The organism is Micromonospora sp. DT44, from assembly GCF_049841635.1.
Classification (GTDB): domain Bacteria; phylum Actinomycetota; class Actinomycetes; order Mycobacteriales; family Micromonosporaceae; genus Micromonospora.
The window spans coordinates 66,746-81,143 of the sequence record NZ_JBNCKS010000033.1 but is presented as its reverse complement, the minus strand read 5'-3'; the positions used below and the strand labels follow the sequence as shown (position 1 = coordinate 81,143).

16 protein-coding genes and 1 pseudogene are annotated in these 14,398 nt (G+C 71.4%); 10 read left to right on the top strand and 7 right to left on the bottom strand.

Features of this window, described 5'->3' with window-relative positions; all coding sequences use genetic code 11:
* Positions 1-112: 112 nt before the first annotated feature.
* The 3 genes from ACLQ25_RS19890 to ACLQ25_RS19880 form a co-directional block, all read right to left on the bottom strand.
* The gene (locus ACLQ25_RS19890; protein ID WP_425732311.1) at positions 113-859 is read right to left on the bottom strand and encodes a tyrosine-protein phosphatase; all 747 of its coding nucleotides are present in this window, start codon (positions 857-859) and stop codon (positions 113-115) included.
* Positions 860-915: 56 nt separating this feature from the next.
* Positions 916-1,374 carry a PRC-barrel domain containing protein gene (locus tag ACLQ25_RS19885; RefSeq protein ID WP_425732310.1) on the bottom strand — a complete coding sequence of 153 codons (459 nt, stop codon included), beginning with the start codon at positions 1,372-1,374 and terminating at the stop codon, positions 916-918.
* A gap of 128 nt (positions 1,375-1,502) precedes the next feature.
* Positions 1,503-2,033, bottom strand: coding sequence for a carboxymuconolactone decarboxylase family protein (locus tag ACLQ25_RS19880; protein WP_425732309.1), 531 nt, complete (start codon positions 2,031-2,033; stop codon positions 1,503-1,505).
* Between the two features lie 245 nt (positions 2,034-2,278).
* Here ACLQ25_RS19880 and cimA point away from each other — a divergent pair, with 245 nt between their 5' ends.
* On the top strand, positions 2,279-3,862 hold the full coding sequence (cimA, locus tag ACLQ25_RS19875; RefSeq protein ID WP_425732308.1) for a citramalate synthase: 1,584 nt from the start codon (positions 2,279-2,281) through the stop codon (positions 3,860-3,862).
* A gap of 136 nt (positions 3,863-3,998) precedes the next feature.
* Here cimA and ACLQ25_RS19870 read toward each other — a convergent pair whose 3' ends face one another.
* Positions 3,999-5,018: an endonuclease/exonuclease/phosphatase family protein gene (locus ACLQ25_RS19870; protein WP_425732307.1), complete on the bottom strand. Its 1,020-nt coding sequence runs from the start codon at positions 5,016-5,018 to the stop codon at positions 3,999-4,001.
* Positions 5,019-5,314: 296 nt separating this feature from the next.
* Here ACLQ25_RS19870 and ACLQ25_RS19865 point away from each other — a divergent pair, with 296 nt between their 5' ends.
* The 7 genes from ACLQ25_RS19865 (at position 5,315) to arfB (ending at position 10,830) form a co-directional block, all read left to right on the top strand.
* Positions 5,315-5,824: a hypothetical protein gene (locus ACLQ25_RS19865; protein ID WP_425732306.1), complete on the top strand. Its 510-nt coding sequence runs from the start codon at positions 5,315-5,317 to the stop codon at positions 5,822-5,824.
* A 230-nt stretch (positions 5,825-6,054) separates the two neighbouring features.
* Complete coding sequence (locus tag ACLQ25_RS19860) at positions 6,055-7,104, top strand: AAA family ATPase (protein WP_425732305.1); 1,050 nt, start codon at positions 6,055-6,057, stop codon at positions 7,102-7,104.
* Positions 7,101-8,126, top strand: coding sequence for a DUF58 domain-containing protein (locus ACLQ25_RS19855; protein WP_425732304.1), 1,026 nt, complete (start codon positions 7,101-7,103; stop codon positions 8,124-8,126). Before ACLQ25_RS19860 ends, ACLQ25_RS19855 begins: the two co-directional genes overlap by 4 nt.
* Entirely contained in the window at positions 8,123-9,082 is a 960-nt protein-coding gene (locus tag ACLQ25_RS19850; protein ID WP_425732303.1) for a VWA domain-containing protein, read from the top strand. Before ACLQ25_RS19855 ends, ACLQ25_RS19850 begins: the two co-directional genes overlap by 4 nt.
* Positions 9,083-9,116: 34 nt before the next feature.
* The gene (locus ACLQ25_RS19845; protein WP_425732302.1) at positions 9,117-9,977 is read left to right on the top strand and encodes a S1C family serine protease; all 861 of its coding nucleotides are present in this window, start codon (positions 9,117-9,119) and stop codon (positions 9,975-9,977) included.
* Positions 9,978-10,076: 99 nt separating this feature from the next.
* On the top strand, positions 10,077-10,370 hold the full coding sequence (locus ACLQ25_RS19840; RefSeq protein ID WP_425732301.1) for a hypothetical protein: 294 nt from the start codon (positions 10,077-10,079) through the stop codon (positions 10,368-10,370).
* A 34-nt stretch (positions 10,371-10,404) separates the two neighbouring features.
* Complete coding sequence (gene arfB / locus ACLQ25_RS19835; protein WP_396801670.1) at positions 10,405-10,830, top strand: alternative ribosome rescue aminoacyl-tRNA hydrolase ArfB; 426 nt, start codon at positions 10,405-10,407, stop codon at positions 10,828-10,830.
* 219 nt (positions 10,831-11,049) lie between these two features.
* On the opposite strand, the gene ACLQ25_RS19830 is transcribed toward arfB, so the two are convergent.
* Together ACLQ25_RS19830 and ACLQ25_RS19825 are read right to left on the bottom strand one after the other, a co-directional pair.
* Positions 11,050-11,562: a hypothetical protein gene (locus tag ACLQ25_RS19830; protein ID WP_425732300.1), complete on the bottom strand. Its 513-nt coding sequence runs from the start codon at positions 11,560-11,562 to the stop codon at positions 11,050-11,052.
* A 99-nt stretch (positions 11,563-11,661) separates the two neighbouring features.
* The gene (locus ACLQ25_RS19825) at positions 11,662-11,994 is read right to left on the bottom strand and encodes a hypothetical protein (RefSeq protein ID WP_425732299.1); all 333 of its coding nucleotides are present in this window, start codon (positions 11,992-11,994) and stop codon (positions 11,662-11,664) included.
* A 403-nt stretch (positions 11,995-12,397) separates the two neighbouring features.
* On the opposite strand from ACLQ25_RS19825, the pseudogene ACLQ25_RS19820 reads away from it, so the two are divergent.
* Both ACLQ25_RS19820 and ACLQ25_RS19815 read left to right on the top strand, forming a co-directional pair.
* Positions 12,398-13,208: pseudogene (locus tag ACLQ25_RS19820) on the top strand (helix-turn-helix domain-containing protein).
* The gene (locus tag ACLQ25_RS19815; protein ID WP_425732298.1) at positions 13,196-13,396 is read left to right on the top strand and encodes a DUF397 domain-containing protein; all 201 of its coding nucleotides are present in this window, start codon (positions 13,196-13,198) and stop codon (positions 13,394-13,396) included. The pseudogene ACLQ25_RS19820 and the gene ACLQ25_RS19815 overlap by 13 nt, the downstream one beginning before the upstream one ends.
* A gap of 134 nt (positions 13,397-13,530) precedes the next feature.
* Here ACLQ25_RS19815 and ACLQ25_RS19810 read toward each other — a convergent pair whose 3' ends face one another.
* A complete protein-coding gene (locus ACLQ25_RS19810; protein WP_425732297.1) occupies positions 13,531-14,394 on the bottom strand; it encodes a 3-methyladenine DNA glycosylase in 864 nt (287 codons plus the stop codon).
* Between the last annotated feature and the right edge of the window lie 4 nt (positions 14,395-14,398).

The following is a 14,398-nucleotide window of genomic DNA, read 5'->3' as shown; positions in this document are numbered from 1 at the left end:
ATGCCCGTAGGCCGGTGGGCGACGCAGACCGGGGCAATACCGAGGTGACCTTCCCGTCGCGACTGACCAGGGCCGGGGGGGGGGGGGGGGGCCCCGCCCCCCCCCCGCCGCTCTAACCCTCGTCGAGCAGGTGGTCGCGCAGGGCCGCGAGCTGCTTGTCGGTCACCCCGGCATGCCGCAGGTACGCCTCGATCGATCCGTGCCCCTCGCGCAGCTCGTCCAGGAACATCTGCATGGCCTCGGCGGGCGACGCCAGGAACGGCGCCGGTACCTCCCCGGCGTCCGGCATGGTGGCGGCCAGCCAGGCGCTGAACCGGGCCGACGCCTCGCTGCTCAGCGCGTAGTCGGCGGTGATGTCCGCGTCGTCGACGCCCAGCACGGCGAGGGTCAGGGCGCACACGATGCCGGTTCGGTCCTTGCCGGCCACACAGTGCACGACGACCGGGGCGTTCGCCGAGTCGGCGATCAGCCCGATCGCCTCGCCCAGGCCCGCGGTGCCGGTCTGGGCCAGGTCGGCGTAGCGGTCGGCGAGGTAGCGCGCCAGGTCGGTGCCCTTCTCGTGCGGCGTCAGCGACCAGTCCTCGTGCTCCGGGTGGATGTGCCGGTAGGTCAGCCCCTGGTAGGCCGGCACCCGACCGTCGCGCTCCACCTCGGTGGGGCGGCGCAGGTCGACGACGGTACGGATGCCGATCGCGGCGAACGCGTCGCGGTCCTGCTCGTCGAGCCGGTGCAGGGAGTCGGAGCGGTAGAGGCGACCACGGCGCACGGTGCGGCCGTCGTGGCCGAGGTAGCCGCCGACGTCGCGGAAGTTGAAGGTCACGGGCAGCGTGATGTGACGTTCGTCGTCGATGGCGTCCACCTGCCCACGGTAACGGCCGGTGGGCTCATGCCCCACCGGCCGTCGGGTCGGATCGCTCAGCGCGCGGTGCCCGGAGGGAGGGCGCCGTACGTCTCGTCGTAGTAACCGCCGAGTTGGTCCCGGTACGTCGGGTCGCTGTGGCTGGCCTCGTCGTACTCCGGGGCGGCCTTGATCTGGTCGCGGGTGCGGTCGATGGAGACGGTGCGCTGGTCGTGGTCGACCAGGTTGACCGTGCCGGCGGGCAGCATCACCTTCTTGCCGAAGATCCACGGTCCGGTGTCCACGACCAGGTAGCTGCCGCCGACCTCGTGGCTGGCGCTGTCAATCTTGCCGACACCGCCGTCGCTGGCCTCGACCTTGTAGCCGACCAGGTCGGCGTCGGCCACGCCGGCGGTGTCGCGGTAGCGCCACGGGTCGAACGTGCCGGCCGGCGCCCCGCCGGCCACGGCGCCCTGGTCGCCGTCGCGCAGCGGGTCCGTCCCGGCGTGGGCGGCGTGCGGGTCGATCCTGTCCATGCCGTTCGCTCCTGACTGTCGCCGACGTCCCGGGCTGTCGTGCCCGCCCCTGGGGAGCTACCCGGCTGCGGGGGCCCGGAAACGGCGACCGGGCCCAAGCGCCGGCCGGTCCGGGCCGCACGAGGGGCTCAGGCCAGGGCGGCCTCGGCGTCCAGCGTGACCGCCGCCGCGTGGACGACGGCGGAGATCCGCAACGCCTCGTGCACCTGCTCCCGGGTTACGCCACGACGGCGCAGCGCCTTCTCCTGCGTCTGGAGGCAGATCTCGCAGCCGATGATCGCGGAGACGCCGAGGCACCACAGCTTGAAGTCGCTCTTGTCCACGCCGGGTCGGGCGACGAGCTGCATGCGGAGGCGGGCCGGTATCGAGGCGTACTCCTCGTCGGCCATGAGATGCGTGGCGCGGTAGTAGATGTTGGTCATCGCCATGACGGCCGCCGCGCCTTTGGCCGCCTCGACGCCGTCCGGCCCGAGGTGGTCGAGCGCCTCGGCGGCGATCTCGCGCAGTACCAGCGGGTTGCGCGCGGCCACCGCGCAGGCCAGCGCCGTGCCCCACGTCCGCGCCGGGGTCAGCGTCGAGGCGCCGATCGTCGAGTCGAGGTTGTGGGCGATGTCCGTGGCGTACGCGGGCAGGGCCGCCCGGATCGTGTCCAGTCCCATGGGTCAGCCCTCGGCGGGCGGGGTGTCGGTGTCGAGCGACACGGTGAGCACGGGGCCTCCTTGCGGGCGGGATGTCCCACCATTTGGATTGTCTCTCCCAAAAGCGGAAGCGGGTGGCAGAGTAGCGATCGTGACCTGCACCGCCCTGATTATTGCGACCTAGCGCGCCGGCTCTCCCTCCGCCGAGCGCGCAGACCTCCCGCATCCCGCGGGGGGTCTTTTTGTTGCTCCGAGAAAGGATCCTGATGACGTTCCAGGTCTTCGACACGACGTTGCGAGACGGCGCCCAGCGCGAGGGGCTCACCTACTCGGTGGTCGACAAGCTGGCGGTGGCCCGGCTGCTCGACGAGTTCGGCGTCGGGTTCATCGAGGGCGGCTGGCCGGGCGCGGTGCCCAAGGACACCGAGTTCTTCCGCCGCGCCCGCACCGAGCTGACCCTGCGTCACGCCGTGCTGGTGGCGTTCGGCGCCACCCGCAAGGTCGGTGTCGCGGTCGCCGACGACCCCCAGGTGCGCGGCCTGCTGGACGCGCAGACTCCGGCGGTCGCCCTGGTCGCCAAGGCCGACATCCGCCATGTCGAGCGCGCGTTGCGCACCACCGGCGCGGAGAACCTGGCGATGATCCACGACACCGTCACCCACCTGGTCGCCGAGGGACGCCGGGTGTTCGTCGACGGTGAGCACTTCTTCGACGGCTACCGCCACGACCCCGCGTACGGCGCCGCCGTGGTGCAGACCGCGCTCGCCGCGGGCGCCGAGCGGATGGTCCTCTGCGACACCAACGGCGGGATGCTGCCGTCCCAGGTGACCGCCGCGATCCACGACCTGACCGACCGGCTCGGGGTCGACGCCGCGCTGTTCGGCATGCACGCCCAGAACGACACGGCCTGCGCGGTAGCCAACACGATCGCCGCCGTCGAGGCGGGGGTCCGGCACGTGCAGGGCACCGCCAACGGGTACGGCGAACGCCCCGGCAACGCCGACATCTTCGCCGTCGTCGCCAATCTCCAGCTCAAGCTGGGTATGCCCGTCCTACCGGAGGGATGCCTGGCCCAGATGGTGCGGGTCTCGCACGCCATCGCCGAGATCGCCAACATCGCCCCCGACACCCACCAGGCGTACGCCGGGGCCGCCGCCTTCGCCCACAAGGCGGGGCTGCACGCGAGCGCGATCAAGGTCGACCCGTTGCTCTACAACCACGTGGACCCGTCGGTGGTGGGCAACGACATGCGGATCCTGATAACCGAGATGGCCGGCCGGGCCAGTGTCGAGCTCAAGAGCCGTGAACTCGGCCTGGACCTGGCCGACCGTCCGGAGGCGTTGACCCGGGTCACCAAGCGGGTCAAGGAGTTGGAGGCCGGAGGTTGGTCCTTCGAGGCCGCCGACGCCTCGTTCGAGCTGCTCGTGCGCTCCGAACTCCCGGAGGGCGGCCCGGCGCGGCCGTTCACCCTTGAGTCGTACCGGGTGCTGGTCGAGCACCGCGAGGACGGCGCGGTCGTCTCCGAGGCGACCGTGAAGATCCGGGTACGCGGCGAGCGGGTCATCGCCACGGCGGAGGGCAACGGCCCGGTCAACGCGCTGGATGAGGCGCTGCGGGTCGGGCTGGCGCGGCACTACCCGCAGCTACGCGACTTCGAGCTGGCCGACTACAAGGTGCGCATCCTGGAGGGCAGCCACGGCACGGGCGCGGTGACGCGGGTGTTGCTGGAGACCGCCAACGGCACCGGCCGGGACTGGACGACGGTGGGCGTACACCCCAACGTCGTCGAGGCAAGCTGGCACGCCCTGGTAGACGCCCTCACCTACGGCCTAGCCCCCACCCCGGTCTAACCCCCACCCCACCGCCCCCACCCCCGTCCCACCCCACCCTGGTCGATCATGGAGTTGTGGTGCTCCGCAAAACGGGTTTCCGTTCTCACAATGCCCACCACAACTCCATGATCGACAGCGGTTGGGGTGGGGTCGGTTACCGGGTTGGGAGGGTGACGGTCGCCAGGACGGGGCGGTGGTCGGACTTGGGGAGGGGTAGGACCTTTACCTTGTTTACCGCTATGCGGCGGTCGACGAGGACGTGGTCGATCGTGACTGGGGGGATCAGGTCACCGTCGTACGGGCCCCACGTGCCGGTCAGCCCCTTGCCGGTGGCGTCGGCGGCGTCGACGTAGCCGGTGCGCAGCAGCGCCCTCAGTGGACCGTGGTCGAGGGTGGCGTTGAAGTCCCCGGCGAGGATCCGCAGCTCACCGTCGGGCGTGGCGGGTGGTTGGGCGGTCAGGTCGGTACGCCATGCGTCAACCTGGTCCAGCGCGGACGGCGCCGACGGGTGGGCCGACTCGACACGGACCGGTGGCGCCCCGGGGACGGCTACGGTGCCGTACGCCTGGCTGAACCCCCAGCCGCCCTGGCCCCGGTTGTTACGGATGCCGACGTCGCTGAGCGGCCAGCGCGAGTAGAGCCCCGAGCCGGGCGTCCCGACGTGCGCGTTGAGCTGCCGGTGGGGGAGCAGCCGGTCGAGCCCGAGCCGGTCCAGCGCGGCCTGCGCGTCGGGTGTGAACTCCTGCACGGTGAGCACGTCGACCCGGTGCTGTCGGACCAGTTCCACGAGCGCCGACGCGTCGGCGGCCCCGGCGAGCAGGTTCGCGGTGAGCAGCCGGATTGTCGGGCCGGTGGCCGTCGGCTGCGGCGCGGCCAGCGCCCGGGGCGCGACCACGCCGAGCAGCGCCACGGCGGCCAGGGCCGCGACCGCCGCCGGCCACCAGCGCCGCAGCGCGACGCTGAGCCCGAGCGCCACCACGCTCACTCCGGCGATGTACGGGGTGAAGGCGAGCGCCTGCACCAGCGGTCCCCGGTCCAGTCCGGCCAGACGTACGGCGGCGAAGGCGGCCGTGGGCCCGACGACCAACCAGCAGAGGGCGGTGCGGATCAGACCTCGGCGGCGGATCAGACCTCGGCGGCGGGTCGGCGCGGGCGGGTCGTCGGTGACGATCATGGCGCTCAGCCTAACCGGGGTCGCGGCCGAGCAATTTCGTGAATTGGTCTCCGTTCACCTTTCACAATTATCTGACGGCTGGATGACACGTCGATAATGCGAGATCAACTATTGACCTGCGGCTTTTCGCGGTGCTACGTTCCATCTGGTTGAAACGACGCAACTCTGAGTAGTAATCCCAGCTCAGTGCCGGTGACTGTCACCGAGTTATCAGGCGTCTAATTTATTTCTCGGCAATTATCCGTCCCGCCCCGCGGGTCGGCCGAATTCGCACGGTCACACAAGGGGGACCTGTCATGAGTACATCCTTCCGACGTAAGGCGGCAGCGATCGGGTTCGCGGTCGCGGCACTCACCCTGGCGGGTGGGGGCATCGCCGTCGCCCAGCCGTCGGCGAAGGCGCCGCAGGCGGCCGTCCAGCCGGCGTCCCGCGCCACGAACACCCAGCCACCGGTGACGGCGGAGTCGGCCCGCAAGGCCAAGGCCGCACTGAAGGCCGGCGACGCCAGCACGTTGGCGACGGCCACCTACTTTACCGTCGTCAACGCCAACGGGACCAAGGTCCGCGGCACCGGCACCGTCATCAAGTACGGCGCCGGCCAGTACGAGGTGCAGTTCGGCGTGAACGTCTCGACCGGCGCCTACCTGGCGACCATTTCGAGCGCCAACGCCTGCTGCGTCCCGCCTGCCGGTGAGGCGACGGTCGCCCCGCGCCTGAGCACCCCGAACGCGGTCTTCGTCCAGACGTACAACTCTGCCGGAGTGCCGGCCGACCTGGGCTTCACGCTGCTCACGCACACCTTCTGAGCGAGCTGGGAAGAGCCGGCCCCCGCGCATCCCGCGCGGGGGCCGGATCGCGCTCCCGATGAGGTCGACTGCGTGCCCTCCCGGTCGCCCCGGGGTGATTCGGTCTCGCGCGACCGGCTCGCGTGACTCGTCACTCTTTCGCGCGGCTCGTGCCCGTTGCGGGTGCTCCCGGCCGGTCCGGCCCGCACAATCCGACGTTTGCCGGGGGTCCCGCCCGGGAAGCAAGCACCGTGACGGACATCTCGGACACCCTGGCCAGCATGCCCACCTCGGTCGATCCCGAGCCGAGCGGCGCCGAGCTGGAACAGACCCTCTTCGAGGTCAAACGCGTGATCGTCGGGCAGGATCGGCTCGTCGAGCGTCTGCTCACCGCACTGATCGCCAACGGGCACTGCCTCCTGGAGGGCTTGCCCGGCGTCGCCAAGACCCTCGCCGCGCAGACCCTCGCGACCGTGGTCGGCGGCACCTTCTCCCGCATCCAGTTCACCCCGGACCTGGTCCCCTCCGACATCGTGGGCACACGGATCTACCGGGCCTCGAAGGAGACCTTCGACATCGAGCTGGGTCCGATCATGGCCAACCTCGTGCTGGCCGACGAGATCAACCGGGCGCCCGCCAAGGTCCAGTCGGCGTTGTTGGAGGCGATGGCCGAACGGCAGGTCTCCCTCGGCGGGCGAAGTTGGCCCGTACCGGAGCCGTTCCTGGTGCTGGCCACCCAGAACCCGATCGAGTCCGAGGGGGTCTACCAGCTCCCCGAGGCGCAGCGCGACCGGTTCCTCATGAAGGTGGTCGTCGACTACCCAAGCGACGCCGACGAACTGGCGATCCTCTACCGGATGAGCAGCGACCGGCCCAGCGCGCGCCAGGTGCTCGACCCGCAACGACTGCGACACCTCCAGGGGCTCGCCGAGCGGATCTTCGTCCACCACGCCCTGGCCGAGTACGTGGTCCGGCTGATCCTCGCCACCCGCGACCCGGGCCGGTTCGGCCTGGCGGAGATCGCGCCGCTGCTCGCGTACGGCGCCAGCCCCCGGGCCACGCTGGGCCTGGTCGCCGCAGCCCGGGCGCAGGCGCTGTTGCGCGGGCGGGAGTACGTGTTGCCCGAGGACGTCCGGGAGTTGGCGGTGGACGTCCTGTCCCACCGACTGGTGCTCTCCTTCGACGCCGTGGCCGACGGGGTCACGGCGGAGAGCATCGTCCGGCGACTCGTCGAGGCGGTGCCCCCGCCCCGGGTGGCCACCGGACACCCCCAGCAGACGCCCGACCTGGCGGCGGCATGAGACGCGCCGCCCGTGCGTCGGTGAGCACGGCACCCGATCCCGGCCTGGCCGAGCTGACCCCCGACCAACGTCTGCGCCGACTCGAACTGACCGTCACCCGGCGACTCGACGGCCTGCTGCACGGTCAGTACCGTGGCCTGCTGCCCGGGCCGGGTAGCGAACCCGCCGGCAGCAGGGAGTACCGGCCGGGGGAGGACGAGGTCCGCCGGATGGACTGGGCGGTCACGGCCAGGACCGCGGTGCCGCACGTCCGCCAGGTCGACGCCGACCGGGAACTGACCACCTGGCTGCTCGTGGACTCCAGCGCCAGCATGGAGTTCGGCACCGCCGAGCTGGACAAACGGGAGCTGGCGGTGACCGCGGTGGCGGCCGTCGGCTTCCTGACCGCTGGCGTCGGCAACCGGTTGGGCGCCCAGGTGTTGAGCGCCGACGGGATGCGACGCTTCCCGGCCCGCTGCGGGCGTACCCATCTGCTCGGTCTGCTGCGGGCGTTGCTCGCGGCCCCGCGTGCCAGCGCGCCCACCCATGGGCCGGGGCAACGGTCGACCGCGCCGGTCCCGGAGCTGGCCGACGGGCTCGACGCGTTGCAACGGGTGGCCAACCAGCGTGGACTCGTGGTGGTGGTCTCCGACTTCCTCGACGGCCTTCCGGACGACCCCGCCGAACCGCCGCCCTGGGAGCGGACCCTGCGCCGGCTGTCCGCGCGCCACCAGGTGCTGGCGATCGAGGTGACCGACCCCCGTGAGCTGGAACTGCCCGACGTCGGCCTGATCACGCTCGTCGACCCGGAGACCGGCCGTCGCCGCGAGGTGTGCACATCGGACCGACGCCTGCGGGAGCGCTACGCCGCGGCGGCCGCCGCCCAGCGGGATCAGGTCCGAGCGGCGTTGCGCCGGAGTGGGGCGACACACCTGGGGCTGCGTACCGACCGCGACGTCAGCGCGGACATCGTCCGCCACGTGCACGCCCAGCGACGGATGGCCGCCGCGCCGGCCGGGGCCGCCCGGGGAGGTGCCGCGTGAGCTGGGAGTCCCCGCTGCGGCTCTGGCTGCTGGTGGGCGTGCTCGCGCTTGTCGTCGCGTACCTGGTGGTGCAGCGCGGACGCGCCCGCTACGCCATCCGCTTCACCAACCTGCGGCTGCTGGACCGGGTGGCGCCCGAACGGCCGGCCTGGCGTCGGCACGTACCCGCCGGGCTGTTCCTGGCCATGCTGGCGTTGCTGGTGGTCGGTTTCGCCCGGCCCAGCGCCGAGGTCCGGGTACCCCGCGAGCGGGCCACCGTGATGGTGGCCGTCGACGTGTCCACCTCGATGCTCGCCACCGACGTCGAGCCGGACCGGCTGGCGGCGGCCAAGCAGGCGGCCCGACGGTTCGTCGAGGGCCTGCCCGACGAGTTCAACGTGGGGCTCGTCGCGTTCGCCGGCAGCGCCGCCGTCCTGGTGCCACCGGGCACCGACCGGGACGCCCTCGACGAGGGCATCGGCCGCCTGGCCGAGGGGGTGACCGGGGTCCAGGGCACCGCGATCGGTGAGGCGATTAACACCTCGCTCGGAGCGGTCAAGAGCCTGGACAGCGAGGCCGCCAAGGAACCACCGCCGGCCCGGATCATCCTGCTGTCCGACGGGGCCAACACCTCGGGAATGGACCCGATGGAGGCGGCGGCGGAGGCCGTCGCGGCGAAGGTGCCGGTGCACGCGATCTCCTTCGGCACCCCGTCGGGGTTCGTGGACCGGGGCGGACGGCCGATCCAGGTGCCGGTCGACGGGCAGACGCTCAGGGCCGTCGCCGACGAGACCGGCGGGATGTTCCACGAGGCCAGCACCATCGACGAACTGCGCGCCGTCTACGACGACATCGGCAGCTCGGTCGGCTACCGCACCGAACGCCAGGACGTCTCGGCGCGGTTCATCGGCCTCGGACTGGTGTTCGCGATGGGGGCCGCCGCCGGATCGATGCGCTGGTTCTCCCGACTGCCCTGACCCGCAGCGCCGATGTCGACCGTGAGGAGTACGCATGGCAGTGCAGACCGGACTGGGCGAACCGCGCGGTCCCTGGTTCATCTCGCCGGACCTCGATCCGGACGGGCGAGGGTGGTGGGACGCTCCCGGCTCGGGCCGTGACCCCGGGGGGCGGCGACCCGGTCGGTTGCTCGCCGCGCTGACGATCGTGGCGGTCTCGGCCGTGTCGGGTGCCCTGGCCGGGGGCGTGGTGGCCAGCCGGGACGGCGGTGCCGGACCGGCCGCCGCGTCCGCCGCGCCGGTGCCGGCGGAGCTGGTCACCGCCGCCGAGCGGACGGTGCCCGGTGTGGTGTCGGTGCTCGCTGGCGGCGCGAACGGCGCGTCCGCGACGGGCTCGGGATTCGCCATCGACGACCAGCAGCACCTGGTCACCAACGACCACATCCTGGCCAAGGGCGGCGGCGGACCGGTGACGGTGGAGCTGCCCGACGGCCGCCGGTACGAAGCCGAGGTGGTCGGCCGGGAGGCGGGCAGCGACCTGGCGGTGTTGAAGGTGCCACCGTCGGCCGGACTCGCCCCGCTGCCGCTGGCGAAGCCGGGCGCGACCCGGGTCGGTGAGCCCGTGCTGGCGGTGGGCTCACCGCTGGGCCTGTCCGGGACGGTCACCGCCGGCATCGTCAGCGCGCTGGACCGTCAGGTGCGGTTGGGCAACAACCGGCACCGCGCGGTGCAGACCGACGCGTCCATCAACCCCGGCAACTCGGGCGGGCCGCTGGTCAACGCCCGGGGCGAGGTGGTCGGAGTGAACACCGCCATCGCGACCATCGACGGCAACGGCTCGATCGGAATCGGCTTCGCCATCCCCATCGAGCAGGTCCAGCAGACCGCCGACACGATCATCGGCAAGGGTGGCTGACCTGCCCGAACGGCCCTGCCGGTCGCCTCCAGTGTCGGATATCCGGCCCTGCGCCATCGGACCATGGAAATATGACGCTGGGTCTGGATACTGGCTCAGGTGGAGCGTCCTCTTCTCACGGTCCTCCTGCTGGTGGGCCTGATCATCGGATGGGCGGTGGGGTCGGCGTACACCCGGGCGCGGCGCGGGTGGACCGACTACCAGACCGCGAAGAAATCGGTGCCCGGCGCTCGCCGCGGCGCGTGGTTGCTGGTCCGCGGGGTTGCCGTGAAGGCCGCGGTCGTGGGGTTGCTGCTGTTCGGCGCGGTGGCGTACGCCGCGGTCGGTTCGGACGACGAGACCGCCGGCCCGGCGCCCACCTCGTCCACGAAGGGTGAGCCTTCACACCGGTAACCCGGTGCGACCCGCGGCGGGCTAGCCTCGGGGCGTGGACGACGGACTGCGGGTGACCGACCGGTGGGTCGTCCCCGCCGGTGAGCTGCGGGAGCGTTTCTCCCGTTCGTCGGGCCCTGGTGGGCAGGGCGTGAACACCGCCGACTCCCGGGTCGAGCTGAGCTACGACCTGGCGAACTCGCCGTCGGTGCCCGATTGGATCCGGTCGCGGGCGCTGGAACGGCTCGCCAACCGTCTGGTGGACGGCGTGTTGACGATCGCGGCCAGCGAGCACCGGGCGCAGCTTGCCAACCGGGAGGCGGCCCGCGAGCGGATGGTCGCGCTGTTGCGCGAGGCCGCCGCGCCGCCCCCGCCACCGCGTCGGGCGACCAGGCCGTCGCGGGGCGCGAAGGAGCGCCGGTTGGCCGAGAAGAAGCGCCAGTCGCAGCGCAAGCGCGACCGCCGCGTCGACGGCGAGTAGCGCACCGAATTTCACGTCGACGGATCAGCGCGAGCCGGCCGGCGGTTCGTGAGGTGCTCAGGGCAAAGTTGCCCGCCCCGGGTTATCCCCATCGGGGAGTGGACGGCCCGGGGCGGACGGTCAGTAGGAGGGACTACATGGTTGGCCTGCCCGATCCGGGGCAGGTGCCGCGACTTCCGAACGCCTGGTGCGGCGGACAGTTCTTGCCAGGTGCCACGCCTACTCGGGCACCGCAGGTGCTGCACTGACTCCCGGGGGCCATGCTCGGACTCCTTCGGGAATCTCGTACTCGGGGTAAAGGTCCGCCTCCGGGTCACGACTAGGGCCGGAGGCCACGGTGACACGGAGGTAGACCACATCGCCATCCGTGCAATTGATCCGTACCGCGCTGGGCTTCAGGTGGACACCGGGATACGCGCACGTCTCCCAGCTCTTGAAGACCGGCGGACGCGCGTAGTCGAGCAGCCGCATCGTGAGCGCAAGCGTTCGGGTCACTCGCGGACTCGGGGAAGGCAGCTCGGCCGTTAGGGGCACCGCCTCGGGAGCTGGACGCGGCGGAACCGAGGCAGCGAGTAGGGCCGAGGTTCCCGACCGAAACAGCAGCTTCACGCCGGGCGGAGATTGCCCGCCAGGCTCCGTGTCGCGGCCGAACCGGGAAACCTCGACCACCTCGGGGTGATCGGCGGCGCGGTACAGCAGCTCCATGGCGTCGACCACGTCCTTCACTCGCATGTCTCGTCTCCCTCGTCGTCCGGCCAGCTCAGGGGTATGTCGAGTCTTCCAGGGGAACCGGCGGCGGCCTCGCCCGGCACGGCGGGTACGTACCGGCTATCACGGAGTCCCGACGATCGGCTTACGGAACGGCCCCCAGCCGACGAACCGGTCGAACAGGGCTCGCGGGCTCGGGCCGTCGTGCGGGTTCAGGTGGTACAGGTCGCGCATCGCCTCGTACAGCAGCCCGGCCAGGTAGATCGACAGGCTCGGCATCGCATCTTCGTACTCGGCCTTGAGCATGAGCCGCGCCGTCGCGCACGGCCACGGCTGACCGTCGGCGCGGCACGCCCAGTGCGGCCGTAGCGGCGTGTGGGGCGGGGCCTGGCAATGCTGACGCGGACGGTCCGCGACGGGCCCTCGATCGGGGACGGAAACCTGAGTGGTGATCATCCCCGCCCCCCGTTTGCCCGAAACTCCTGCGCCCGCGTCAGATGGCCCACCCGGCCGATGTCGTCAACCCGGAACGCCTCGGTGTGCGCCGTGACCCAGGCCGGAAGTCGCGGAGCCGGGCAAGGCGCAGGCACTCTCGGGGCGGGCTGGCTGCGCCAGAGCTTGAAACGCACGGTGCCTCCTTCGCGTAGTCATTGGAAGGGGCCGCCCCCGTGTGTTCGCCCAGCGGGGGCGGCCCCGGATACGAACGCGTCCGCCGGGTTCGGATCCCTACCGGTCGCGCCGTCTTGTCCTTCCACCCTGGACGCACCGCCCGTACGCTCGGAATAGTGATCGATTGATCGCAGAGTGTGGAGCCTGAATGTGGGCCGCCAAGGAAGCGCGTGGAACGTTGTGAAGGGGCGTGGAAGCCGTGGGAATCTCGCCGTCTGAGTACCTACTTCGCGAGCTGCGGCGGCGTCGTACGGCCGCCGGTCTGACTCAGGTGCAGCTCGGTGAGCAGGTCTATTGTTCGGACTCACAGGTGAGCGCGATCGAGACTGGGACGAAGCCTCCAACTCTGCCGTACCTCACTGCGGTGGATAAGGCGCTAGGAACCGGGGGGGTACTTCGCCACACTCTGGGAAGAGCTGGTCAAGGGCGACGCTGCGCCGGTCTGGCTTCGGGAGTGGATCGAGATCGAGCGAGAGGCGATGGCGCTGCGCTGGTATGAACACGCCTTCGTGCCCGGGCTCCTTCAGACCGAGGCGTACGCACGAGCAACGTTCCGCGCGGCGCGGGTGCCACTCTCGGAGCTAGACCAACGTGTGTCGGCGAGATTGGAGAGGCAAGCGGTCCTCGCCCGCGTACCGGCTCCTCAGCTATTCGTGGTCCTAGACGAGATGGTCGTCCGCCGGGCCTGCGGTGGCCCTGACGTCATGGCCGAGCAGACAGAACACCTCATGACCTGTGCGGAACAGCCGCATATTCAGTTGCGCATTGTGCCGCTGTCCGCTGGCATCTACTCAGGGCTGGCCGGGGCGTTCATCCTGGCCGACCTGCCCGACGGATCACGCGCCGGCTACGTCGACAACCAGTTGGCGGCGCAGATCGCAGGACAGCCGGACCCAGTTGCTAGCCTGGGATTGTCGTGGGACGCGGTCCGGGGCGAAGCCCTCCCGCTCGGGCAGACACTCGACGTACTCAAGGAAGCGGCGAAGACATGGACAACATGACGGGTGCTCACTGGCGGAAGTCGTCCCGCTCGTCCACCAACGGCGGGGCTTGCGTGGAGGTCGCCGATAACCTTCCCGGCGTCGTCGGCGTCCGGGACTCGAAGGACCAGGCAGGCCCGACGTTGTCCTTCAGCCCGGCGGCCTGGCGCGCGTTTGTCGAGATGGCGAAGACCCACGACGCGGCCTGACCAGCACGACGCAGAGGCTCCCGGTTCGCGCTGGGGGCCTTTCGCGTGTCCGAGGTTAGGGACGCGCGCAGGGAAACGGGATCACCTGCGTCGCGCCCGCGCTGACGCCGGCTGGGCGGCTCACGACAGGGGCGTCAGGGGATCGCGGCGAGCAGCCGGTCGCGGAGTACTGCCGCGCGGTCGGCGAACCCGCGCTGCGCCGTCGCGTACTCGGCCCGACCCTCCGGCGTCTCCACCCGCACCGGCGGATGACCGAGTGCCGCGAGGTCGTACGGGCTGGCCCGCATGTCCAGCGTGCGGATCTCGCGGGCCAACTCGAAAGAGTCCGCCACCAGCTCGGACGGGACCAGCGGCGACAGCTTGTACGCCCACTTGTAGAGGTCCATGTTGGCGTGCAGGCAGCCCGGCTGCTCGTTCGCGTGCTGCGTCTCGCGCGTCGGGTTGAGCACGTTCAACGGCCGGGCCGGCGGGGTGAAGAACCGGTACGCGTCGAAGTGGCTGCACCGCACACCGCGCTCCTCGACGACCTCGGCGGTCCGCTCCGGGGCCAGCCGCAGCGGCCAGGCGTTGTGACGCAGCTCCTCGCGAGTCTGCCGGTACACCATCGCCCACTCGTGCATCCCGAAGCAGCCGAAGTGCGGCGTCCGGCCCGCCGTGGCCCCCAGCAGCGAACGGATCCACGCGATCGAATCGCCGCGTCTGAGGCGTACCCCCTCGGTGTCGAGGGTGACCCCGACGGACGTGGCACGGTAGTCCCGGCCGAACTCGGCCGGGTCGGCGTCGCGCAGCTCGACGCCCGCGCCGGGATGCCAGCGGCGTAGCTGCGCCGGCCGGTGCGAGTAGTAGGTGAAGAGGAAGTCCTCCACCGGATGCCGCTCGCCACGATGACGCCGGGCCAGGTGCGGCGTCAGCCAGGCGTCCGCCCGCTCCTCGTGGGCCCGGCGACGGGCCTGCCAGGTCGCCACGTCGAGCACGGCGGGGGCGAGGGCGGCGGTCACGGAT

Excerpts from the sequence above, each read along its gene's own strand:
- ACLQ25_RS19855 (WP_425732304.1), top strand. The coding sequence starts at position 7,101 with ATGAGACGCGCCGCCCGTGCGTCGGTGAGCACGGCACCCGATCCCGGC.
- ACLQ25_RS19830 (WP_425732300.1), bottom strand. The coding sequence starts at position 11,562 with ATGCGAGTGAAGGACGTGGTCGACGCCATGGAGCTGCTGTACCGCGCC.
- ACLQ25_RS19880 (WP_425732309.1), bottom strand. The coding sequence starts at position 2,033 with ATGGGACTGGACACGATCCGGGCGGCCCTGCCCGCGTACGCCACGGAC.
- ACLQ25_RS19870 (WP_425732307.1), bottom strand. The coding sequence starts at position 5,018 with ATGATCGTCACCGACGACCCGCCCGCGCCGACCCGCCGCCGAGGTCTG.
- ACLQ25_RS19825 (WP_425732299.1), bottom strand. The coding sequence starts at position 11,994 with ATGATCACCACTCAGGTTTCCGTCCCCGATCGAGGGCCCGTCGCGGAC.
- ACLQ25_RS19885 (WP_425732310.1), bottom strand. The coding sequence starts at position 1,374 with ATGGACAGGATCGACCCGCACGCCGCCCACGCCGGGACGGACCCGCTG.
- ACLQ25_RS19845 (WP_425732302.1), top strand. The coding sequence starts at position 9,117 with ATGGCAGTGCAGACCGGACTGGGCGAACCGCGCGGTCCCTGGTTCATC.
- ACLQ25_RS19815 (WP_425732298.1), top strand. The coding sequence starts at position 13,196 with ATGGACAACATGACGGGTGCTCACTGGCGGAAGTCGTCCCGCTCGTCC.
- ACLQ25_RS19865 (WP_425732306.1), top strand. The coding sequence starts at position 5,315 with ATGAGTACATCCTTCCGACGTAAGGCGGCAGCGATCGGGTTCGCGGTC.
- cimA (WP_425732308.1), top strand. The coding sequence starts at position 2,279 with ATGACGTTCCAGGTCTTCGACACGACGTTGCGAGACGGCGCCCAGCGC.